The sequence below is a fragment of the Microbacterium trichothecenolyticum genome, assembly GCF_041938625.1.
Taxonomy (GTDB): Bacteria; Actinomycetota; Actinomycetes; order Actinomycetales; family Microbacteriaceae; genus Microbacterium; species Microbacterium trichothecenolyticum_D.
The window spans coordinates 4,613,882-4,636,707 of sequence record NZ_CP169427.1 but is presented as its reverse complement, the minus strand read 5'-3'; the positions used below and the strand labels follow the sequence as shown (position 1 = coordinate 4,636,707).

The following is a 22,826-nucleotide window of genomic DNA, read 5'->3' as shown; positions in this document are numbered from 1 at the left end:
GGCCCCCCCGGGTTGTTGATGATTCCACCGGAGGCCGCGAAAACGTCGGTGCAGGCCTGTGGATAACTGCCGGAGCCACGCTAGTCAGGAGGCGTCGCGTGAGCAAACTCCACTGTAGAACCGGCCTGCGTGTCGGTGCCAGGGTCGATCGCCTCGCCGGTGCATAATGACACGTTCTGCGCTCGGTTTGAGTTCTCGGGCATCTCGACGTAGCCTTAATCGGTTGACTTATGCCCTCGTGGCAGTCGCCCCTGTACACACGTCCCCGGTCTCGAGCGTCCCGGTGACACCTGATCGGAAGTAGTTCCCATGAGCAAGCGCACCTTCCAGCCCAACAACCGTCGCCGCGCCAAGAAGCACGGCTTCCGCGCCCGCATGCGCACGCGCGCCGGCCGCAGCATCCTCTCGGCTCGCCGCGCCAAGGGGCGCACCGAGCTCTCGGCCTGAGCCGAGCGGTGCTCGCGAGGCCGCACCGACTCACCCGCGGATCGGAGTACAAGGCCGTCGTCCGTCGGGGTCGTCGGTGTGCCGGAGCGCACACCATCACCTACGTGAACCGCGTCGTGACCGATGGTCCGGCGCGGTTCGGTTTCATCGTGAGCAAGCAGGTCGGTGGTGCCGTCGTGCGCAACACCGTCCGTCGCCGGCTCAAGGCGCTGTGCTTCGAGTCGATCGACGCGGTTGCGCCGGGCAGTGAGGTCGTGATTCGCGCATTGCCGAGTGCGGCCTCCGCCTCGTTCGATGATCTGCGCAGCGACGTCGTCAAGTGCCTCGCACGGAGGGCCGCATGAGCGTCCTTCCCGCCTACGCGTTCGGAGACGCCGAGTTCTCGGCATCCGACTCCCTGCGCAGCATCCCACTGCTCCCCCGCAACGCGCTGCTCGCTCTGCTGCACGGTTACCGGGCCACGATCTCGCACACCTACGGCGACGTCTGCAAGTACTACCCGTCGTGCTCGGCGTACGCCGTCGGCGCGGTGCAGCAGCACGGTGTGGTCGTCGGATCGGCGCTGACCGCGGCGCGCATCGCACGCTGTCACCCTTGGGCGGCCGGCGGCGTCGACGACGTGCCGCCCCGCAAGAACTTCCGGCACGCACTGACCCGCCATGGGTTCGTCGTGCCTGCCCCCACCGGAAAGGACTGATCCTCCGCATGGATCTCTTGTCAGCCCTCGCCTCGACGCCCTCGCCGTCCGCTCCAGCGACGAACGGCGGGTTCGATCTCTTCGGGATCATCCTGTGGCCGCTCAAGTGGGCCGTCGAGGCGGTGCTCGTCTTCTGGCACTGGCTCTTCACCGCGATCGGGCTTCCGCCGGCTGACGGCATCACGTGGGTGCTGGCGATCATCGGTCTGGTGATCGTCGTGCGTTCGGCGATGATCCCGCTGTTCGTGCGGCAGATCAAGAGCCAGCGCAAAATGATGGAAATCGCTCCTGAACTGCGAAAAGTTCAGGAGAAGTACAAGGGCAAGAAGGATCAGCTCTCTCGCGAGGCCATGAGCCGCGAGACGATGGCGCTGTACAAGAAGCACGGCACGACGCCCGTCTCGAGCTGCCTCCCGCTGCTCGTGCAGATGCCCGTCTTCTTCGCGCTGTTCAGTGTGCTCAACGACGTGACCAAGCACGCCACGGCGGGCATCGGTGGCGTCGGCCTCCTCAACGCCGAGCTCACGCAGGAGTTCTACAACGCGAAGCTGTTCGGCGTCGCGTCGCTGCACGAGACGCTCATCGACGCGGTGAACACCGGCAACACCCCGGCGATCATCATCCTCGTCGTGCTCGTCGTGCTGATGATCGCGTCGCAGTTCTTCACCCAGCTGCAGATCATCTCGAAGAATCTGTCCCCCGAGGCCAAGACCGGCCAGGCGTACCAGATGCAGAAGATCATGCTCTACATCCTGCCGCTGGGCTTCATCTTCTCGGGTGTCTTCTTCCCGCTCGGTGTCGTCATCTACTGGTTCGTCTCGAACCTGTGGACGATGGGCCAGCAGTTCCTCGTCATCCGCGAGATGCCGACCCCCGGCTCCGACGCGGCCAAGGCGCGCGAAGAGCGTCTCGCGAAGAAGGGCAAGGCGCTGGACGCCTCGGGCAAGGTCGTCCCGATGGAGAAGTACCTCGCCGAGCAGCAGCGCCTCTATGAAGAGGCCGAGCGTGCCAAGGCGGCTGCGCCGAAGCGTCAGCAGCCGGTGAGCAAGCAGCGAGCGAAGAAGCAGGGCCAGAAGCAGCAGGGGCCCGGGCAGAAGCAGGGCGGACAGGTCTCCGGTGGGACCGACTCCGGCGCGCCCGGCACCGGTTCCGCTTCCTGATCGCACGCACCCGACCGACGTCACCTACGAGGATCACGCCATGACCACGTCCCCTGAGTACGCCCCCGTCGACGCACGCGAGGAGCGGGCCCCCGCGACCGTCGCTCAGCTCGAGGAGGAAGGCGACGTCGCCGCCGACTTCATCGAGGGTCTGCTCGACATCGCCGACATCGACGGCGACCTCGACCTCGACGTGCGCGCGGGCCGCGCCTACGTCTCGGTCGAGGCGCCCTCCGGCGGGTCGGTGGCCCTGATCGCGGCGCCCGACACCGTTCAGGCGCTTCAGGAACTCACCCGGATTGCGGTGCAGAACCGTACGGGTCGCTTCTCGCGCCTGATCCTCGATATCGGCGGTTCGCGCGACGCGCGGCAGAACGAGTTGACCGCTCTCGTCGACCGCGCGATCGCACGCCTGGACGACGGCGCCTCGCAGGCATCGCTGCCTGCGATGTCGAGCTACGAGCGCAAGGTCGTCCACGACATCGTGGCGGAGCGCGGTTTCGTGTCCGAGTCGTACGGCGAGGGCGCCGACCGCCACACGGTGATCCGTCGCGGCTGAGCCGCACGTTTCACGTGAAACATTCGTATTGAACTTGTCGAAGTGTCGATGATCGAGATCGAGCAGGAACCCGCGGCCGCCGCCGAGATCTTCGGTGACCGGATCGAGGTCGCGCGGCAATTCGCCGACGCGCTGGGCAAGGACGGTGAGGAGCGCGGCCTGATCGGCCCCCTCGAACCGCCGCGTCTATGGTCCCGTCACATCCTGAACAGCGCCGTGATCGCTCCCCTGTTCTCAGGCCGCGTCGGGGACGTGGGCTCGGGTGCCGGTCTGCCAGGCCTGGTGCTCGCGATCGCCCGCCCTGACGTCGAGTGGGTCCTGATCGAGCCGATGGAGCGCCGGGTCGCGTGGTTGTCGGAGCAGGCCGACGCACTGAAGCTCGACAACGTCGAGGTGCTTCGCGCACGCGCCGAGGACTGGAAGCGCGGGCCGGTGCTGGACGCCGTGACGGCGCGCGCCGTCAGCGCTCTTCGGACGCTGGTGCCGATCACCGCTCCCCTGGTCCGCGACGGCGGCGAGCTCATCCTCCTGAAGGGCACGAGCGCCACGAACGAGATCGAGGCCGCCGAGAAGCAGCTGCGCAAGTTCAAGGTGAAGAACCCGCGCGTCGAGATCGTCGGCGAGGGTCTGCTCCCAGAGCCGTCGCGGGTGATCCGCGCGACCGTCCGCTGATCGGCCTCGGCAACCTCTCGGCGAAGGATATGCAGCCGGGCGCGGTTCGTGTCGGCAGGTTCCCGGTTGTTGAGCGCAGCGCCCGTCACGAGTCTCAGCGTCGCCTGGCCGGTTCGGACCGTCGTTCGTCGCGCTGGGGCCAGGTGCCTACGAAGCTTCCCCGGTTGTTGAGCGAGTGGCGAACTCGCGATTCGAGACGGGTTGATTACGGTCGTACGTCACGATTCTCGACGTCGTACGGGTGCGGATCCGATCAGGGTTCGTCTACGAAGGCTCCCGGTCGTTGAGCGAGCGAGGAACGAGCGAGTCGAAGCGGGTTGAGCGCGGCGTACGTCACGATTCTCGACACGTACGGGCGCGGCTCGTCTTCGTTGCGCTGCCGATCGGGGTTCCTCTACGAAGGCTCCCGGTCGTTGAGCGAGCGAGGAACGAGCGAGTCGAAGCGGGTTGAGCGCGGCGTACGTCACGATTCTCGACACGTACGGGCGCGGCTCGTCTTCGTTGCGCTGCCGATCGGGGTTCCTCTACGAAGGCTCCCGGTCGTTGAGCGAGCGAGGAACGAGCGAGTCGAAACGGGTTGAGCGCGGCGCAGGAGACGATTCTCGACACGTACGGGTGCGGCTCGTTCGTGGCCGCGACGTTGACGACCGTTCGTGTGCGCGAATGAGTCTGGAAGTAGCGAGTGAGGCGAAATGGGTCGAGCCAGCGCCGAGCATCTGACCGCCGTGTCGCGGAGGTTCAGTGCCCCGGCGCTCCCCTATCGTTCCGATGCGCTGTGGATCGCCTTGCGTTCACGCCGTCCTTCCCGTGTCGCGAGTAGTCGTGAGTGACCAACGGGCAACACAGCAGGGATGTTTCACGTGAAACATGGGCCGCATCAAAGGCGACCTCGGCGCACCCAACGTCTGCAACGGCGAGTTCGAGGTTGCGGCGTCGCGGTGAGGAGTGTGACTCACATCGCACCGAGGCGCGCAGGCTGAGTTGTGACACGCCGGCCCTCGCGCCCCGTTCGGTGCGGTTCGCCGCGCGCGGCACGCGATCTGGTGCTCGTGAACCGACGGCGTGATTCGCATGCTCCGGCGCCACTTCGATCATCTCGCCGCCATGGAGTCCACGCTCCCCTGGGCTGAGGTGCCATATGGGCGAGACCCCGTCGCTGTGCTCCCGCGTAGGCGCCGTTATGCGCGTCGATCCTCGAATCCGTCGCGTGGCGTGGCCCGAGTGTCGGAGACGGCGGCGACCTGATGGTCTGCCACGGCAGGAGCGTAGGACTGCAGGACCGCAGGAAGGCCGGGGGGAGCCGCTGTTGAGGAAAGCAAGAGCGCGCCGAACCGCCGCCACACGCGTGTTTCACGTGAAACACCCACCAATGCTGACCTGGCGCAAGTCTGCGACGGTTGAAGTCAGCACCGCGCGTAGCCGCATTGACGAGCTTCAGAACACCGTGACCGTGCCGCCCCGCTCTCGTATCCGCTGACCGGCGGCCTGAGCGTTGATGTGGGTGCCACGCATTGTTTCACGTGAAACGTCGCGTACCAGTCGGCGCCGTCGGCGCAGTCGCCGGGCGCGGCGCGCCCAGGTGTTCAACGTCGCGGCGCCACCCGTTGCAGGCGCTCCAGGTGCGCGAGTCGTCCGCACGCCGCATGACGCGGATCGTGATCGTGCCTGCGCTCCAAGATGACCACATGACGGACGCGGACTCAGACAGCCCGTCGAGGTGCACCGCGGTCTCCTGTCGTCGACCCACCTCAGGATGAGAGAGCGCGCCGCTGCCTGGTGTCGCGATCGGAAGCGGATATCGATGGTCTCAGCCGGTGGGTTGACCGCTCCCCCGGAACCTGCGGGTCCGGCAGTATTGCCGCTGATGGGTGTGTCGCAGTCCGTGCAGCGAACATGACTACCGGCTGACCGCGCCCGTGGCCGCCAGCTCATGGTGCAGGCAGCCGCGGCGACGGCGGGGTACGCCGAACCAGGCAGCCGTCCGCACGGACGGCACGGTCGTGCAAGAGATCGCGGGACCGCTGCTCCCCCCCATCGATGGGTGCGCGCGGCGTCGACTGCATGAAGGTTGAGCCTCCAACAGCACGATCGGCCGGGCTTACAGATGGGCCTGGCCGCGATTCTGCGGCTGGCGCGCATCGTCCGAGGGCTGGTGGTCACGAGGAGTGAGGGAACTCTGTCCCCGAGTTCCATTCGGTCGACTGGATGGGTCTTGTCGCGGTGCTGAACACTGTGGTGCCCGAGATGTCCCGGCGTCCGGCGTTGCGCACGTTCGCGTTGACCGCCGGACATGCTGGCGGGGCCTTCACTGGTTCCGTCGTGTCTTCGTGCGCTGGAGAACCGGAATCTGTCTCGCAGTACTTCTCGGGTGACCTCGCTCGCCTCCATCGACCCGTTGCCTTGCACCGCGACCGCCGAGATGGGTGACCCACGTTGGTGCAGCGGGCGTCCTCCGTCACGTCCGACGCGCACGCGGGGTGTTTCACGTGAAACATGATCCGTCTGTGTGTGCGCTTGGCGCTGTCGGCAGACTGCCCACGGCTGGCCGGGATCGAGGCGAAATGCGCCCAGGCAGTGCGATCCGACGGGCGCTCGCGTGACTGCGTGCCGACCTACTCCGCGGTGAGCAGGGCAGGGCCTGAGATCGATCTTGGATCGTCGTGGGTGCGCCGGAGCCCGTCATTCCCACACCAGCAATCAAGGACGGCCAGTCGATGTGCGACCGGGCTTTGTACGCTGGAGGGCGCCGGCTGCGTGCCTTGGGCCGCGCCGAGTGGGGAGGTGAGTTGCGACGGATGGCGTCTACGCGTCCACGATCCGGTGAGCCGATGCACAGGCGTCAAGCTAGCCATCGAAGTCGTGCTCCCCGGCGGGGCAGCCGCGCGGCCAGTCGGAGCCCCGCGAGCCCCAACAGGTCCTTTTCGGGTGCCAAGCGTTGTGTGCCGAACACGTCATCCGAGGAGGCGACGTGTTCGATCTCACCCGTCAAGAGAGCGACGCTGCCGTACCGCCCGACGGGCTGGTTCGGGGTTGATGGCGCCAGATCGAAGCGTCTTCGCATTCGCGGGGTGGTCCGCGCGCACGGGGGCGCTGTGTGACGCGGCTCTGCGCGGCAGTCGCCCAGAACACGTACGGTCCGCACACCGTTTCACGTGAAACATGTCGGGCGCTCTCCTGCCGCTAGTGGTTTGAAGGATTCCCGGTGCCATGTGGCAGTGAGCGCGCATGAAGCATCTCCCCGGGGTTGCGTACTCGTGCTCGCGCCGCGCGTCAGCGATATCCAGCGCGCCCGTCCGACACGTGGGTCCGCGCGCCGACCTGCATTGTCGCTGGCGGTGCCGCGCCGGCGACCGCCGTCGTTGGCGGTGCGGTCGTCAACGCCTGAAGCGGCCCGAAGTGCAGGGACCACTGGACCGCATCCGCACCACACAACGTCGACCTTGGCCGCATCGCCGGTTCGTCGGCGCCACACGAGTACATCCGCGTGCTCAGCCTGTGTGCTCGGTGTGGCTCGGCGTGTCGGCGGCCACCTCGCAGGCCGAGGCGCGCGTGCGCTGAGCGCGTTGTCAGACGAAGGAGCAACCCTGCTCGACATCGTGACGCCGGCGCAGATGTGTCCCGAGGAAGTGCCAGACGTGATGAGGCTGGGCATCCACGGCTGGGCAGTCCTGCATCCACCACTCGATCAGCGGCGACAGCCACGTGAGGCGAGTGCACACCGCGGCAACCGGTCATCTGGAACGAGACACGGGGTCATTGTCCAAGGCGCACTCGCAACGACAAGTTGCGGGCCGGTCGTGAGCACTCGCCCGGGTGGGGTGGCGATTGTGACTGGCGGCGCAGACCAGCGGACTCGTCGAGTGCGGATCGAAAGCGAGGCTCGTGAACAGTGCCCGCTATGGGAAGAGGGAATCGGTCTGAAGACAATGGCGGCTCCCGGCGACATCGCGGGATCGGACCCGGAACGGCATCGCGGTGAGTTTCACGTGAAACCTTCCCCGCTTGAAGGGCTCGACCGCAACGCGGACGTGGAGCACCGCGACTCGCTTCCGGTCGTCCCGTAACGACGCACATCTCCCGGCAACCGAACGCGGCGGCATCGCCGAAGCGAAGGTGCGCCGTGAGGATCCTCCGATCGCCGCGCGCACCGACGTGCGCGATGATCCCGGGATGTGGCCACGACGCGACATCCAGCGAGATCACACGTCAGACTGCCGGTAAAGGGAACGCCCGTCACGACTACGTCCGCGGATCGTACTTGGGTTCCCGCATGTTTCACGTGAAACGCTGAGCTATCACCGCTGCGCTGAGTGGGTGTCCGTGCCGTAACGGCCCCGGACTCCCGCCGGGGGAGCCCGGGAGACGGCGCATGATCGCCGATCTCCCGCCTCCTCCGACGCGGGGTGAGCGGGTCCGATCGACTTCCAGGGACCCCCGCTATATGAGGGACTTCTCAGTCGCAATCGAGCGGCGGGTTGGCGTGCTCTCCTGGGTCACCCGATGTTGACTAGGGAGGGTGGATCACCCACGCGAAACGGTAAGGAACGCATGAATAAGTGGCTTCGGCGGCTGGGGATGGGGGGAAGGCGGGATAGGGTGGAAGACGATGTTGAGCGGCTCGGTCACGGGGGAGAGTTTCACGTGAAACAACCCGACGAGATCGAGGCTGAAGCATCCTTCTCGTCCGATGAGCCGCCCGCCGTCTGGACACCGGAGTCTCACGCGACAGAGGACGCGTCCTCCCGGGAGACCGGCGACGGCGATGCTCCTCCGAACACGGAAGCCACCGTATCCGACGAAGGCGTCGCTGCCGACGAGATCCCCTCGCCGGGCGGCGAAGACGAATCGGCCGACTCCGACGGCGATGTCGCCGCAGGCGAGTACGCTGACTCCACCCCGGAAGACGTCTCACCCCCCGAAGACGTCACACCCCGCGAAGATGTCGCACCGATCGAGCGCTCCACCGTCACGCAGGAAGAGGAATCCCCCATCGTGCAGCAAGACGGCGCCGCACTCGCGCAGGAAGAAGACGACTCCCCCATCGCGCGAGAACTTGCAGACCTCTCCGCACGCCGCAAGGCGCTCGAAGAGGCCGACGTCCACCTCACCGGTCGAACCCGAGTCCTCACCGTCTCGAACCAGAAGGGTGGGGTCGGCAAGACGACCACCACCGTCAACCTGGCCGCCGCCCTGGCTGAGCGCGGGGCGAAGGTGCTCGTGATCGACCTCGACCCGCAGGGCAACGCTTCGACGGCACTGGGAGTGCCGCACACCGCTGATACGCCGAGCGTGTACGACGTGCTCATCGATGAGTTCCCGCTCGCAGACATCATCCAGGTGAGCCCGGAGTCGCCCAACCTGCTGTGCGCGCCGAGCACCATCCACCTCGCCGGAGCCGAGATCGAGCTCGTGTCGCAGGTCGCACGCGAGCATCGCCTGCGCGTCGCCGTCGACGACTACCTGGCCGCGAACGCCGGGGAGCTCGACTTCATCCTCATCGACTGCCCGCCCTCGCTCGGGCTCCTCACCATCAACGCGTTCACCGCGGCGAGTGAACTCCTCATCCCGATTCAGTGCGAGTACTACGCACTCGAAGGGCTGAGCCAGCTGCTCGGCACGGTGCGGATGATCCAGAAGCACCTCAACCCGCGCCTGGAACTGTCGACCATCATGCTCACGATGTACGACGGGCGCACGCGGCTCGCGCAGCAGGTCGCGGACGAGGTGCGCGCCCACTTCCCCGCTGAAGTGCTCGACACGATCATCCCGCGGTCGGTCCGCGTCTCGGAGGCGCCGAGCTTCGGGCAGTCCGTTCTCGCTTACGATGGACAGTCGGCCGGCGCCGTCGCATACCGTGAAGCGGCTGTCGAGATGATCCGGCGCGACAGCGCCTCGAATGAAAGGGGCGCATGATGGCAGCGAAGCGCACAGGACTCGGACGCGGAATCGGCGCACTGATCCCGACCAGTGAGCAGGCCGACGAGCGTCCCGCAGACGTCTTCTTCCCCCGCGCCGTCGCCGTGGCCGAGGCGGAGCCGCCCGTCGACGCCGGCGAGTCCGACGGGCACGAGGACCTCGTCGAGGTGCCCGGTGCCCGGCTGGCACACATCGACCCCCACGACATCGTGCCCAATCCGCGTCAGCCGCGCACCAACTTCGACCCCGAGCACTTCGCGGAGCTCGTGCACAGCGTGCGCGAGTTCGGCGTCCTCCAGCCCGTCGTCGTGCGGCTCAACGAGAAGGGCGACTACGAGCTCATCATGGGTGAGCGGCGCACCCGCGCAGCGCGCGAGGCCGGTCTCACCTCGATCCCCGCGGTCGTCCGCGATACCGCCGACGAGCACCTGCTCCGCGATGCCCTGCTCGAGAACCTGCACCGCTCGGAGCTGAACCCCCTCGAAGAGGCCTCGGCATACCAGCAGCTGCTTGAAGACTTCGGCATCACACAGGAGGAGCTCGCAACGCGCATCGGCCGCTCGCGTCCGCAGATCAGCAACACGATCCGCCTCCTGAAGCTCCCCGTGCCCGTACAGCAGCGCGTCGCCGCAGGAGTTCTCACCGCGGGACACGCGCGCGCGATCCTGTCGCTCGAAGACGCGACGGCGATGCAGCGTTTCGCCGACAAGATCGTCAACGAGGATCTGTCGGTCCGCGCCGCGGAAGCTGCAGCGAAGCTCACGGATGCCTCCCCCACCCGATCGGCGAAGCCGCAGGCCGGCTCGCGCCGGGCGCACCTGGACGACGTCGCCGGACGACTGGGAGACCGGCTCAACACCCGCGTGAAGATTGCGCTCACGGCACGAAAAGGCCAGATCAGCATCGACTTCGCGACGATTCAGGACCTCAACCGGATCCTCGCGGAGCTCGGTGAGACGGAGTACGGGGCCCTCGAGGCGTCATAGCGCTCCGAGCGCCGCGGCACGCCGACGCAGCGCCTCGCCCTCGGCCGCGTTGCCCGGCAGCGCCGCTGCGGCGAGGAACTCGGCGGCCGCAGCATCCGTTCGTCCGAGCCGTTCCAGGAGCTCCGCGCGCACGGCGGGCAGCGGGCGGAAGCCCGACAGCTCGGGGGCGAGCTCGTCCACCACGGCGAGAGCCGGCTCGGGGCCGCGCGCCATGGAGAGCGCGACGGCGCGATTGAGGCGGACGACAGCCGACGGCGCGATCGACTCCAGACCGTCGTAGAGCCGGAGGATCTGCTCCCAGTCGGTGTCGGCGAACGTGGGGGCGACCGCATGGCACTCGGCGATCGCGGCCTGCAGCCCGTAGTAGCCGAGACCGCGGGTGGAGGAGCCCGCGCGTCTCATCGCCTCGGTGCCGCGCGTGATGGCGGAACGGTCCCACCGGCGGCGATCCTGATCCTCGAGGGTGACCGGCAGACCGTCGGCGTCGATCCGGGCGGCGAAACGTGACGACTGGAACTCCATGAGCGCGATGAGCGACCAGATCTCGGTTTCACCCGGCTGCAGCGCGACCAGCTGGCGTCCGAGCCGCACCGCCTCGCGCGCGACGTCGGGGCGGATGAGCCCCTCCCCCTCCGCAGCCGAGTAGCCCTCGGTGAAGAGCAGGTAGATCACCTGCAGCACGCTGGCGAGCCGAGCCGGCCGCTCGGCGCGGTCAGGCACCTCGAACGGCACGCCTTCGGCGGCGAGGGTGCGCTTGGCCCGCACGATCCGCTGCTGCACGGTCGGCACGGTCATGAGCAGTGCCCGGGCGATCTGCTCGGTGGTAAGACCGGCCACCGTGCGCAGCGTCAGGGCGAGACGCGCCTGCGCGGGCAGCACGGGGTGGCACGCGACGAACACGAGGCGCAGCACATCGTCGTCGATGCGGTCGGGGTCGGCGTCGTCGGGTACCGAGTCGATCGCCTCGGCCACGAGCGCCTCCGACACGAAGAGCGGCTCGCGCTGCGACATCCGCTCGCGTCGGCGCCACCCGTCGATCGCGCGTCGCTTCGCCACCGACATGAGCCAGGCTCCGGGATTGTCCGGAATGCCGCTGCCCGGCCACGTCGCGAGAGCCTCGACGAGCGCCTCCTGGGCGAGATCCTCGGCCCAGGCGAAGTCACCGGTGTGCCGAGCCAGCGCCGAGACGATGCGAGCGGACTCCTCGCGCCACACGGCCTCGACCGCACGGCGAGCGTGGGCATCGTCGTCGGGGGTCATGCGTTTCAGCGTAAACGGGGTGCCCCGGTGTCGGGATCGCCCCTTACCCTGGATTGATGGCGAGCGACGAGCAGAACCCGCGGCGGCGTGCGAGCCTCGAGCTGCTCCGCGCCGAGGCCGCCGACGAGCTCTCGGTGCTGGTGCACGAGCGCCTTCGCGCCGGCGAGGACCCGTGGGAGTTCATGGACGATCTGCCGTCCGTCGACGAACTCGTCGTCTACCTGCTCCGCGCCGAGAACATCGCGGCCGACGGCGGGTCACGGCCGAGCGCCAGCCGTCACTACCGGGTGCTGCGCCAGATCGCCCTGGACTATCCGCCGTTGACCCGTGCGGTCTGGGCTCTGCTCGGCGACGCGAACACGCACCGCCGGTGGGACCCGACGGTGCGTGCCGAAGCGAGCTGACGAACGCGGCTCGAGCGCCCACGTCACGAGTTGGCGGCGCGCCACTCCTTCTCCTTGGCGATCCACTCGTCGTTCTGGTCGAAGTCGCTGAGCTCGTTGACGCGTCGCACCTCGAGCGCGGTGCCGGGTCCGAGCGGGCACTTTCGCGCCCAGTGCTCAGCCTCTTCGCGCGACGCCACCTCGAGGATCCAGTAGCCGGTGAAGACCTCGCGCGCCTCGGCGAACGGTCCGTCTGTCACAGCGGGCGGGACCGAGTCGAAGTCGACGCGGAACCCCTCGGACGCATCCGACAGCCCTTCGGCGCTCAGGAACACCCCGGCCTTCTGCAGCTCCTCGTTGTAGCGGCCCATGGCGGCGTACGCCTCCGCCATGTCGAACGTCTCGGGGTCGAACGCCGCAGCAGCCTCGGCGCCCACCTGCATGATGAGCATGTAACGCATGGGATTCCCTTTCGTCGGGGCGTTGATGGCCCGGTTCGAGGCCCGTTCGGCCCCTTCACCTTGTGCGTCGAACAAGCCTCGCGCAGATCGACACTGCTCACGAAGAAATCTGAAGGGATCTCGGATGCTGCCACCGGCATATTCGAGAAACACCCGGTAGACGGCGAAAACCCCGCCGAACGAGTCGGCGGGGTCTTCGTGGAAGCCTGAGGGATCTCAGCCGATGTAGGCCGCGAGGTCCTGCTCGAGTGCGAACTTCGGCTTCGCGCCGATGATCGTCGTCTCGACGGCGCCGTTGTTGAACACCTTCATCGCGGGGATCGAGGTGATCTGGTACTTCATCGCGAGGTCGGGGTTCTCGTCCACGTTGAGCTTGAGGATCGTGATCTTGTCGGGGTGCTCGGACTGGATCTGGTCGAGGACGGGCGAGACCATGCGACACGGCCCGCACCACTCCGCCCAGAAGTCCACGAGCACCGGACCATCGGCCTGGAGCACGTCCTGCTCGAAAGTGGCGGAAGTCGTCGCCTTGGCGGTCATGTGTGTTTCTCCTTCTGTGGGAAGTCTGTCCACGCTCATTCAACGCGACACGCGCGAGAAGTGTTCCCGGCTTGCGCGGCGCTCGTCCTCGCGCTAGGCCGCGTCGACCTTCGCGACCGGCTCCGCTCCGGGAAGCCCGTCGATCTCAGCAGCGTCGGGCGCAGGTGCGCCGGCCTCGCCGAGGGCAGCGAGGAAGTGCTCGACGTCGAGGGCCGCGACCGTGCCGCTGCCCGCGGCGGTGACAGCCTGACGGTAGGTGGGGTCGATGACGTCACCGGCCGCGAACACACCCGGGACCGAGGTGCGTGACGAACGGCCGTCGACCCACACGGTGCCCTCGGGGGTGAGCTCGAGCTTGTCGTGCACCAGGTGCGTGCGCGGGTCGTTGCCGATCGCGACGAAGACGCCGTCCAGCGCGAGCTCGCGCCGCGAGCCGTCGACGGTGTCTTCGAGGACCACGCCGGTGACCGCTTCGTCGCCGAGGATGTCGACGACCTCGCTGTTCCAGACGAACTCGATCTTCTCGTTCTTGAACGCGCGCTCCTGCATGATCTTCGAGGCGCGCAGCTCGTCACGGCGGTGGATGATGTAGACCTTCGAGGCGAACTTGGTGAGGAAGGTGGCCTCCTCCATCGCGGAGTCGCCGCCACCCACGACCGCGATCACGCGCTCGCGGAAGAAGAACCCGTCGCACGTGGCGCAGTACGAGACGCCACGGCCGGACAGCCGAGCTTCACCCTCGATCCCGATCTTGCGGGGAGCCGAACCGGTCGCGAACACCAGGGCGTCCGCCTCGTGCGAGGCGCCGCTGCCGAGGGTGACCTTCTTGACCGGGCCGTCGATGTCGAGCGAGACGACATCGTCGTAGAGCACCTCGGCGCCGAAGCGCTCGGCCTGCTCCTGCATCTTCGCCATGAGGTCGGGCCCCATGATCGCCTCGGGGAACCCGGGGAAGTTCTCGACCTCGGTGGTGTTCATCAGCTCGCCGCCGGCCTCGACCGAGCTCGCCACGACGAGCGGGCTCAGGTTGGCACGGGCGGCGTAGATCGCCGCCGTGTAGCCCGCGGGACCCGAACCGATGATGATGACCTGACGCACGTGCGCACCTTTCCTCGTGAAGCCTCGCGGAGCATGTCATGACACACGCGATGGCTCCGGATGCCTCAACACATGGTAACCGCGCGGCATTCCGCGAACCGTCCCCCGCGCCCCTCGCGGACACATGGCGGCCGAGCTCAGCGGCGGCCGGGCAGGAGGCGGCGCACGAGGCCGGTGGCGACCGAGAGCTCCGGCGCCCGCAGCAGCGCCAGGAAGCCGACGTACACCGCGATGGAGACCGTGCCGATGACGGCCGCGCCGACCGCTCCGAGCAGCTGACTCGACGCCGTCCAGCCGTCGGGGCCTCCGAACCACAGGAACACGAGCCACCCGGCAGCGGCCGCCGGAATCGCCGCGAGCACGAACCGGCCGAGCGACAGCATCCATGATCCAATCGCCAGGCTCCCGAGCCGCCGGTGCAGCAGCCATGTTGCGAGGACGACCTGGACGATGCTCGAGAGCGACTGGCCGACGGCTACAGCCGCGGCGAGGTACTCCAGCCCGATGACGCCGGTGTCGACCAGCCCCCGCGCACCGAACGCCGTGGCGACGACGATTCCGCACTGCAGCAGCGTGAACAAGAAAGGCGTGCGGGTGTCGCTGTAGGCGTAGAACGTCCGCTGGATGACGAACAGCACCGCGAGCGGCACGAGCCCGATCAGGTATGCGAGCAGCACCCACGCGGCATCGACGGCGTCATCGGACGAGTTCGTGAAGATGCGCGAGGCGGGAACCGCGGCCGCGGCCAGCGCGAACGTCGCGATCACGATGAACACGCCGAGGGTGCGGATGCTGCGGCCGATGTCCGCCCGGACGTCGTCGTCCCGGCCGGCATGGGCGTGCTCGCTGAGCTGGGTGAAATAGGGGGTGCCGATGGAGAGCACGATGATCGAGTACGGAAGCATGAACAGCAGCCACGCGTTCGCCGAGACCGCGGCGGCGGGTCCGGCACCGGAGGCTTCCGAGACCACGCGGGATTGCAGCAGCCCCGCCAGCTGACCCGCGACGACCATCAGGAAGGTCCATCCCGCCAGGCGGCCGATCTGACCGAGACCGACCCCGCGCCAGCGGAAGTCAGGACGCACGTGAAGCCCGGTCCTACGCCAGAAGAAGAAGAGGATGACCGCCTGCACGACGATGCCGAAAGTGGCGGTGCCCGCGAGGAGCACGATCATCGTCGGCGTCCAGTCCACGACCTCCGTCACCGGACCGCCGAACAGCGCGAGGAAGACGAGGAAGCCGGCGATCGACACGATGTTGTTGACGATCGGCGCCCAGGTGAACGGGCCATAGATCCGTCGCGCGTTGAGCGCCTCGCCGACGAGCGCGTACAGCCCGTAGAAGATGATCTGCGGAAGGCACCAATACGCGAACGTGGTGGCGAGCGCGAGCTGATCGGGCGCGTAGCCGGGCGCGTAGAGCCGCACGAGCCACGGTGCTGCAAGGGTCGCGAGCACCGTCGCGACGAGCAGGACGACCGTGCCGAGCGTGAACACCTTGGAGATGAACGCGCGGCCGCCGTCCTGGTGGGAGGCCGCCTTGACGATCTGCGGCACGATCACCGCGGTGAGCAGGCCGGTGGAGATGATCGCGTAAATGTTGTTGGGAAGCTGATTCGCGGTCGTGAAAGCGTCACCCGCGCGGCTGCCGACCGCGCCGACGACGGCCACGAGCACGATGCCGCGGAGGAACCCCGTGAGGCGCGAGACGATCGTGCCGGCGCCGATGAGCACGCTCGCTCGCCCGATCCCGCTCACTTCTCGTTCCCCTCGGTCGCTGTGGGCACGCCGACGTCGTGGGCCGCGGCCTCGGGCTCACCTCCGGCTTCCGGCGTGGCACCCTCGGCGCCGACCTTGGCCCGGGTGTCAGCCGTCTCCGGCTCGACCCCCGCACCCGCCTCAGCATCTGGATCACCCGGGGCGGCAGCATCCGTCCCCTTCCGTCGACGGCGCACACGCAGCACGGTACGGGCGATGCCGAACAGGAGGAGGATGCCGACGAGCACGGCGAGGGCGGCGATGCCGACGGCCTCCCAGTCGGCGTAGACGTTGACGTCGACGGATTGGGGCTCGCCGATGGCGACGAAGGCGGGGCTGCGCAGCTGCAGGGTGAGCGTGACGTCGCCGCGGCCGACGCGCGCCTGCACCGGCACCTCGACACGCGTGTTGCTCTGCGGCGTCGCGACGATGGGGGTCTCGCCCTGCACGTCGAGGCGCAGGTTGTCGCGGGTCGTGTAGAGCACGAGGTTGACGGGGTACGGCAGGTCGTTGCGCACCCAGAACCGCAGGGCGGCGCTCGAACCGTAGAGGTCGCTCGGGCTCGTGGGGAGCAGTGCCACCGAGTCCAGGGTGCCGGCGGTCGCAGCGCGGTGGTCGGCCAGCACGGCCGGCCAGGTGGCGTCGCCGACCCACGCGACGCCGAGCAGCTGCAGGATGTCGGCGCGCTCGGGTCCGTTCAGCAGGGATGGCTGATCGAGGATCGTCGCGAACCGCGCGAGCTCGCCTTCGTCCCCGACGAGAGCGGATGCTGCGGCCGCGCGCTCCGGCGAGGACTCGACGTCGGTCAGCTCGACGTCGAAGGCTTCGCCCGCGGCGACCGTCGCGATCGTGCGGGGTGTCACGTCGGGCGCGGAGAAAGCGGCGGAGATCGCCGCGCCGAGCTCGACCCGCGAGCGGCCGTCGCCGCGTCCGACCGTGACGAGGAGCGGGCCGTTCGTCTCGGCCGCCGCGAACGCGAGGTAGGCGGTGGCGGTGGTGAGCGGCGCACCGCGCAGCCAGGACTCCTCCTGCTGCGACGCGTCGTCGAGGGCGTCGGAGACCTCGCTGTCGTAGACGAGCACCTCGCCGTCGCCGACCCGGCCGTGCGCCGACACGGTGTCGCCGTCCGAGCCGGCGTCCGTCGTGGACGACGGGATGAGAGTCACCGGGGCGGTGCCGTCGTCGGTCGCGATGCCCGCCAGGCTCGACACGATCTGGGCGTCCGCCGTGCCGTCGGCGGGCCAGTACACGCCCTGGCGGGTGGCGGGGCCGACCGCGAGCAGTGCCTCGGTGCTCGGCAGGGCGCTGTCGGGCTGGGGCGTGGGCTCGGTCGTCGGGGTGCCCGATGGTGCCGGGGTGGGCGTCGGTGTCGGCGTCGGCACCGGCGCCGAGAAGTTCGACTCCGACATGTAGGCGGTGAACGAGGTGGGCTGCAGCGGCCGGGCCAGGCCGGCCTGCAGCTGCGCGGTGACGTCGGCGTCGCCGAACTGCAGGGCGAACCGCGAGTTCTGGATGCTCTCGAGGCGCGTGAGCCACTCGAGCGCGGACTCGGGCGCCGACGTGCCCAGCACGCGGATCGACGCGGGCACGGCCGGGTCGACGGCGAGGATCGCCGCGGTTCCGGTGACGCCGTCGAGCTGATTGGTGAGGTCGCCGTCGGGCGCGGTGAGTTCGGCCAGCTGCTCCGCGGTCAGGAGACCGTCGCTGAGGGCGCCCGCGGTGATCGGCACGACGACACCGATGCCGACGTCCGTCGCCTCAGTGGGCGGGACGATCATCGTGCTCCTCGATGTCACGGTGCCGTCGGTCCCGGGGTACGACGCGGCGAGCGGGTACACGCCCGGGGCGAGGCCTGCGAGGGCCGGATCGTCGGCGGGGATCGTGATGCCGCGCATCTGGGAGCCACCCGCCTCGACGACGGGGATCGTGTCGGTGCCGATCGCCTCGACGGCGGTATCGGCGGCAGTGCCGTCGAGCCAATCGCCGAGCCCGTCGCGGTCGGCGATCGGCGTTCTGCCGAGCGACAGTGTGACGTCCGCGGGCGCGAGTTGGGCATCGGTCCCGTTCTGCAGCGACACCGAGACGCTGAGCGCGTCGCCCGGCCGCACGATGCCGTTCGCGCTCGGCGAGAGGGTGAACACGCTGACACCCGCAGGGACGGCGGAGGTCGCGGTCGGCGAAGGCGTCGGGGACGGGTCGGCCGCGATCGCCGGAGCCGGCAGTAGAAGCCCGGCGAGCACCGCCACGGCCGCCAAGCCGGCGGTCACGAGGCGCGGGGCACGCCGCGGGGCTCGCGGTGAAGTCACGATCATCCTGTCGGGGGGTTCGCTCCTGTGCGATGTCCTGACCGCACGATCGAGGAGATTCTACGGTCCGCGCCTCCGAGCCCGCCGGAGGGCGGGCGGCGCGGTTGAATGGAGCCGTGCTCCCCGAACCGGATACCGACCTCTGCCGCGACCTCGCCGCCGACCTCCACAGCGCGGGTTTCACCGCCGAAGCGCTGCGCGACGCGTGGGGCCCCGCAGCCGACGACGCGATCGCGCGCGGCCTCCGGTCGCCGGCGTCGCGCGCCCTCGGCGACCGCGGCGATGCCCTCGCGGTGCTGGGCAGACTTCTGGTGCTCGGGATGCCGCAAGCCGCAGCATCCGTCGACCGATCCCTCTCGCGAGCGGGCGCCGCAGGACTCGTCCGGCTGGGGCTCGCCGAGATCGACGGCGACGAGGTGCGCCCGCTCGCGGTGGTGAGGCCGCAGTCGTACGCCGACGCCTCCCGACCCGGCCGAGATGAGATGACGGCGCAGTGGTGGATCGCGAGCGACCTCGACGAGGCCGCGCTCGGCGGGCCGCTTCCGGAGGATCACGTGCTCGGCGTCGGCGGGGCGTCGCTGACGCTCGCCGGACTGCAGCTTCCCACCCCCGCGGAGCGCACGCTCGACATCGGGGCAGGGTGCGGCATCCAGGCTCTCCGCGCACGTGCGCACGTGAGCCACGTCGTGGCGACCGACATCTCGCCCCGCGCGCTGTCGTTCACGCGCCTGAACGCCCTCCTCAACGGCATCGACGGCATCGAGGTGCGCCTGGGCAGCCTCTTCGAGCCCGTCGCCGGCGAGGAGTTCGACCGCATCGTGTCGAATCCGCCGTTCGTCATCACCCCGCGGGTCGCCGACGTGCCCGCGTACGAGTACCGCGACGGCGGAATGGTGGGCGACGACGTCGTGGCCGCCTTCGTGACGGGCGTCGGTGAGCACCTCGCGCCGGGCGGCGTCGCGCAGCTGCTGGGCAACTGGGAGACGCGGGACGGCATGCCGGGCCTCGAGCGCGTGCGCGGATGGGTCGAGTCGTCGCCGGTGCCGCTCGACGCCTGGGTGGTCGAACGCGAGAGCCTCGACCCGCTGTCGTACGCCGAGCTGTGGGTGCGCGACGGCGGCACGCTGCCCGGCACGCCCGGCTTCGCGAGGCTCGTCGATGCGTGGCTCGACGACTTCGCGGCGCGCGCGGTGACAGAGGTGGGCTTCGGCTACCTGCTGCTGCGGCGCCCGGCCGACGGGTCCCCCACCCTCGCGCGGTACGAGACCCTCCACACGGCGCTCGCCGGCGAGGGGCTCGGCGCACACCTCGCGGCCGCCCTCGAGGCGCACGATCGCCTGAGCGCGCTCGACGACGCGGAGCTCGCGGCATCCGTCCTCCTCGTCGCCGCCGATGTCACCGAGGCGCGCCATCATCTGCCCGGAGCCGAGGATCCGACGGTCATCGAGCTGCGCCAGGGCGGTGGATTCGGGCGCGCGCTGGGCGTGGATCCCGGCCTCGCGGCCCTCGTCGGGGCGTGCGACGGCGACCTCGCGGTAGGGGTGCTCATCGACGCGATCGCCGATCTGCTCGAGGTCGACGCCGGCGCGCTCCGCGCGGACCTGCTGCCCCGCGTGCGCGAGCTGACGTTCACCGGGTTCCTGCGATTCGCGTGAGGACGGCTCGGTAGGCTGGAGGCCATGCTCAACATGGCCGAGGGCATCGCGCGCCTCGGCGCGCTCGCCGAATCCCCCGTCGTCGCCACGCTCGCCCGCGCCTTCGCCGACGCCGGCTTCGACCTGGCCATCGTGGGCGGTCCGGTGCGCGACGCGCTGCTCGGCCGCCCGACGAACGACCTCGACTTCACGACGAACGCGCGCCCCGACGACATCCTGCGGATCGTCAAGCCCATCTCGACCGCACAGTGGGACATCGGCCGCGCCTTCGGCACGATCGGCGCGCGCGTGCACCGCGAGCAGGTCGAGATCACGACGTACCGCGCCGACAGCTACGACGGCGTCACGCGCAAGCCCACCGTCGAGTTCGGCGACACCATCGAGGGTGACCTCGCGCGCCGCGACTTCACCGTGAACGCGATGGCGCTGCGGGTTCCCGGGCAGACGCTGGTCGACCCCACCGGCGGCGTCGAGGACCTCGTCCGCGGCATCCTGCGCACCCCCACAGACCCCGCGGTCAGCTTCGGCGACGATCCGCTGCGGATGCTGCGGGCCGCCCGCTTCGCCTCGCAGCTGGGCTTCGCGGTCGACCCCGACACCGAGGCCGCGATCCAGGAGCTGCGCAGCACGCTCGAGATCGTGAGCCCCGAGCGCATCCAGGGCGAACTCGTGAAGCTGCTGGCCACGAACGACCCGGTACGCGGCATCCGCCTGCTCGTCGAGACGGGACTCATGGCCGAGTTCCTGCCCGAGATCCCCGCGCTGCAGCTCGAGGTCGACGAGCACCACCACCACAAGGACGTCTACGAGCACTCCCTCACGGTGCTGCGGCAGGCGATCGAGCTCGAGAAGCTTCGAAATCCGGATGCTGCTCCCGACGTGGCGCTGCGGCTCGCGTCGCTGCTGCACGACATCGGCAAGCCCGCGACCCGCCGGCTCGAGCCGGGTGGCGGCGTCACGTTCTACCACCACGACCTCAAGGGCGCGCGGATGGCCCGCAAACGCCTGCAGGAGCTCCGCTTCGACTCCGCGACGATCGCCACCGTGAGCCGGCTCATCGAGCTGCACCTGCGCTTCTTCGGCTACTCCGAGGGCGCCTGGACCGATTCGGCCGTGCGCCGGTATGTGCGTGACGCCGACGCCGAGCTCGACCGCCTCCATATCCTCACGCGCGCCGACGTGACGACCCGCAACGTCAAGAAGGCGACGCGCCTCGCCCGCGCCTACGACGACATCGAGCGCCGCATCGCAGAGCTCGCCGCCCAGGAGCAGCTCGATTCGATGCGCCCCGAGCTCGACGGCAACCGCATCCAGGAGGTGCTGGGGCTCAAACCCGGCCGCGAGGTGGGTGAGGCCTACCGGTTCCTCCTCGACCTGCGCCTCGACGAGGGCGTCGTCGGCGAAGACGAGGCCGAGCGCCGTCTGCGGGAGTGGTGGGCGGCGCGCGCCTAGACCGCGCACACCTACACTGGAGGCACGCTCCACCGACGTCGATCGGAGCCGCCGTGTCATCTTCCTGGTCGCAGCGCCGCGAGGTGTCGCCAGAGACCTCCCGTCTGCTCATCGAGCGTGCCCACGAGGAACTCGTCGCGGGCAACACCGCCGACGAGCGGCTGCACGACGTCCGCCTGCTCGTGCGCGACTCGTGGCGCCGCTCGCTCGACAGCCTCGTCGGCGCCGAGGCGCTGCCTCCCCTCGACCTGACGGCCGAGGAGCTCGAGGCCTATCGCCGTGCCCATCCGCTCTCGGCGGTGATCGACATGGTGCGCGGGCTGCTGCTTCCGGGTGAGGCATCCGAATCCGGCGTCGTCGTGGCCGTGGGCGACGCGGCGGGGCGCCTGCTGTGGGTCGAGGGCGACCGCAACGTGCGCCGGCTCACCGGCGACATGGGCTTCGTCGAAGGCGCGAACTGGTCGGAGGACGCGGTGGGCACCGCCGCGCCGGGCACTGCGATCGCCCTCGACCGGTCGGTGCAGATCGCCGGCGCCGAGCACTTCAACCGGCTTGTGCAGCCGTGGTCGTGCAGCGCAGCGCCCGTGCACGACCCCGAGACGCGCCGCATCCTCGGTGTGATCGATGTGACCGGAGGGCTCGAGGCCGTCACCCCTCAGGCGCAGCTGCTGGTGGATGCGACGGCCCGGGCGATCGAGGGCGAGCTCCTGGTCGCGCGGCTCCGGGCTCGCGCCGACCCGCCACGACCCGCGCGTCGCGCGCCCGCCAGGCGCGTCGAGCCCACGCGCGCGACGCTGCGCGTGCTCGGCCGCGACCGCGCGCAGCTCGAGGTCACCGGTGATGGCTTCGAGACGGTGTCCGAGCTGGGTCCGCGCCACGCGGAGCTGCTGCTGATGCTCGCGGTGCACCGGCAGGGCCTGTCGGCGGAGCGGCTCGGCGACCTCGTGTACGGCGAGAGCGCGGGGGACGCAGCATCCGTCACCCTCCGCGCCGAGATGGTGCGCCTGCGCAAGGCGCTCACGACCGCCGCCCCCGCGCTCGTGCCCGAGTCGCGGCCGTACCGCCTCGGCGTCGAGGTCGAGACGGACGCCCACCAGGTGCTGTCGCTGCTCGATCGTGGGGCGCACCGCGTCGCTCTCGCCGCCTACCGCGGTGACGTGCTGCCCGACTCGGTGGCGCCGGGCGTGGAGGAGTTCCGCGACACCGTCCGCGTGGCGCTGCGCGAAGCACTCATGGCCGAGGCATCCGTCGACGTCCTCCTCGCGTACGCGGAGACGGATGCTGCATCCGACGACGTCGAGCTGCTCCGCCTGTGCCTGTCGATGCTGCCCGCGCGCTCGCCCCGCCGCGCCGGCCTCGTCACCCGCATCGAGAGGCTCGAGTCCGGGGACTGACCCCAACCCCCGCTCGTTGAGCGAGGAACGCGGTCGTTGAGCGAGCTTGCGAGTCGAAACGCAGAGTCGAAACATCCTGGACG

General features: G+C 69.4%; 18 protein-coding genes. 12 read left to right on the top strand and 6 right to left on the bottom strand.

Annotation, left to right across the window (positions count from 1 at the left end):
• Positions 1–309 precede the first annotated feature (309 nt).
• The 8 genes from rpmH (at position 310) to ACEYYH_RS21350 (ending at position 10,437) form a co-directional block, all read left to right on the top strand.
• Positions 310–447 (top strand): 50S ribosomal protein L34, encoded by a 138-nt coding sequence (gene rpmH, locus ACEYYH_RS21385; protein ID WP_005054680.1) that lies wholly within the window; start codon positions 310–312, stop codon positions 445–447.
• 8 nt (positions 448–455) lie between these two features.
• Positions 456–791, top strand: a complete 336-nt coding sequence (rnpA, locus tag ACEYYH_RS21380) for a ribonuclease P protein component (RefSeq protein ID WP_116195114.1) — start codon at positions 456–458, stop codon at positions 789–791.
• Entirely contained in the window at positions 788–1,144 is a 357-nt protein-coding gene (yidD, locus tag ACEYYH_RS21375; protein WP_374976281.1) for a membrane protein insertion efficiency factor YidD, read from the top strand. Before rnpA ends, yidD begins: the two co-directional genes overlap by 4 nt.
• Positions 1,145–1,152: 8 nt before the next feature.
• The gene (gene yidC / locus ACEYYH_RS21370; RefSeq protein WP_374976280.1) at positions 1,153–2,304 is read left to right on the top strand and encodes a membrane protein insertase YidC; all 1,152 of its coding nucleotides are present in this window, start codon (positions 1,153–1,155) and stop codon (positions 2,302–2,304) included.
• A gap of 40 nt (positions 2,305–2,344) precedes the next feature.
• Complete coding sequence (locus tag ACEYYH_RS21365) at positions 2,345–2,863, top strand: protein jag (RefSeq protein ID WP_374976279.1); 519 nt, start codon at positions 2,345–2,347, stop codon at positions 2,861–2,863.
• 48 nt (positions 2,864–2,911) lie between these two features.
• Entirely contained in the window at positions 2,912–3,535 is a 624-nt protein-coding gene (gene rsmG / locus ACEYYH_RS21360; RefSeq protein ID WP_374976278.1) for a 16S rRNA (guanine(527)-N(7))-methyltransferase RsmG, read from the top strand.
• 4,989 nt (positions 3,536–8,524) lie between these two features.
• The gene (locus ACEYYH_RS21355; RefSeq protein WP_374978277.1) at positions 8,525–9,448 is read left to right on the top strand and encodes a ParA family protein; all 924 of its coding nucleotides are present in this window, start codon (positions 8,525–8,527) and stop codon (positions 9,446–9,448) included.
• Positions 9,448–10,437, top strand: a complete 990-nt coding sequence (locus ACEYYH_RS21350; RefSeq protein ID WP_374976277.1) for a ParB/RepB/Spo0J family partition protein — start codon at positions 9,448–9,450, stop codon at positions 10,435–10,437. The genes ACEYYH_RS21355 and ACEYYH_RS21350 overlap by 1 nt, the downstream gene beginning before the upstream one ends.
• Here the strand turns inward: ACEYYH_RS21350 and ACEYYH_RS21345 are convergent.
• Complete coding sequence (locus ACEYYH_RS21345) at positions 10,432–11,697, bottom strand: RNA polymerase sigma factor (protein WP_374976276.1); 1,266 nt, start codon at positions 11,695–11,697, stop codon at positions 10,432–10,434. The two genes, ACEYYH_RS21350 and ACEYYH_RS21345, sit on opposite strands and share 6 nt — an antisense overlap.
• Before the next feature lie 56 nt (positions 11,698–11,753).
• Between ACEYYH_RS21345 and ACEYYH_RS21340 the strand changes: the two genes are divergently transcribed.
• Positions 11,754–12,101, top strand: a complete 348-nt coding sequence (locus tag ACEYYH_RS21340) for a tryptophan synthase subunit alpha (RefSeq protein WP_374976275.1) — start codon at positions 11,754–11,756, stop codon at positions 12,099–12,101.
• 23 nt (positions 12,102–12,124) lie between these two features.
• On the opposite strand, the gene ACEYYH_RS21335 is transcribed toward ACEYYH_RS21340, so the two are convergent.
• The 5 genes from ACEYYH_RS21335 to ACEYYH_RS21315 all read right to left on the bottom strand — a co-directional run bounded on the left by ACEYYH_RS21335 (position 12,125) and on the right by ACEYYH_RS21315 (position 18,242).
• The gene (locus tag ACEYYH_RS21335) at positions 12,125–12,541 is read right to left on the bottom strand and encodes a YciI family protein (RefSeq protein WP_374976274.1); all 417 of its coding nucleotides are present in this window, start codon (positions 12,539–12,541) and stop codon (positions 12,125–12,127) included.
• Between the two features lie 216 nt (positions 12,542–12,757).
• The gene (gene trxA, locus ACEYYH_RS21330) at positions 12,758–13,081 is read right to left on the bottom strand and encodes a thioredoxin (protein ID WP_374976273.1); all 324 of its coding nucleotides are present in this window, start codon (positions 13,079–13,081) and stop codon (positions 12,758–12,760) included.
• 93 nt (positions 13,082–13,174) lie between these two features.
• Positions 13,175–14,179 carry a thioredoxin-disulfide reductase gene (gene trxB / locus ACEYYH_RS21325; protein ID WP_116195124.1) on the bottom strand — a complete coding sequence of 335 codons (1,005 nt, stop codon included), beginning with the start codon at positions 14,177–14,179 and terminating at the stop codon, positions 13,175–13,177.
• 137 nt (positions 14,180–14,316) lie between these two features.
• Positions 14,317–15,936 carry a murein biosynthesis integral membrane protein MurJ gene (gene murJ, locus ACEYYH_RS21320; protein WP_374976272.1) on the bottom strand — a complete coding sequence of 540 codons (1,620 nt, stop codon included), beginning with the start codon at positions 15,934–15,936 and terminating at the stop codon, positions 14,317–14,319.
• The gene (locus ACEYYH_RS21315) at positions 15,933–18,242 is read right to left on the bottom strand and encodes a DUF6049 family protein (protein ID WP_374976271.1); all 2,310 of its coding nucleotides are present in this window, start codon (positions 18,240–18,242) and stop codon (positions 15,933–15,935) included. Before ACEYYH_RS21315 ends, murJ begins: the two co-directional genes overlap by 4 nt.
• A gap of 116 nt (positions 18,243–18,358) precedes the next feature.
• On the opposite strand from ACEYYH_RS21315, the gene ACEYYH_RS21310 reads away from it, so the two are divergent.
• Genes ACEYYH_RS21310 through ACEYYH_RS21300 form a run of 3 tightly spaced genes read left to right on the top strand, consistent with a single transcriptional unit; the run spans position 18,359 to position 22,743 of the window.
• Positions 18,359–19,897, top strand: coding sequence for a methyltransferase (locus tag ACEYYH_RS21310; RefSeq protein WP_374976270.1), 1,539 nt, complete (start codon positions 18,359–18,361; stop codon positions 19,895–19,897).
• 24 nt (positions 19,898–19,921) lie between these two features.
• Positions 19,922–21,349 (top strand): CCA tRNA nucleotidyltransferase, encoded by a 1,428-nt coding sequence (locus ACEYYH_RS21305; RefSeq protein ID WP_374976269.1) that lies wholly within the window; start codon positions 19,922–19,924, stop codon positions 21,347–21,349.
• Between the two features lie 53 nt (positions 21,350–21,402).
• Positions 21,403–22,743, top strand: coding sequence for a transcriptional regulator (locus tag ACEYYH_RS21300; RefSeq protein ID WP_374976268.1), 1,341 nt, complete (start codon positions 21,403–21,405; stop codon positions 22,741–22,743).
• Positions 22,744–22,826: the final 83 nt, after the last annotated feature.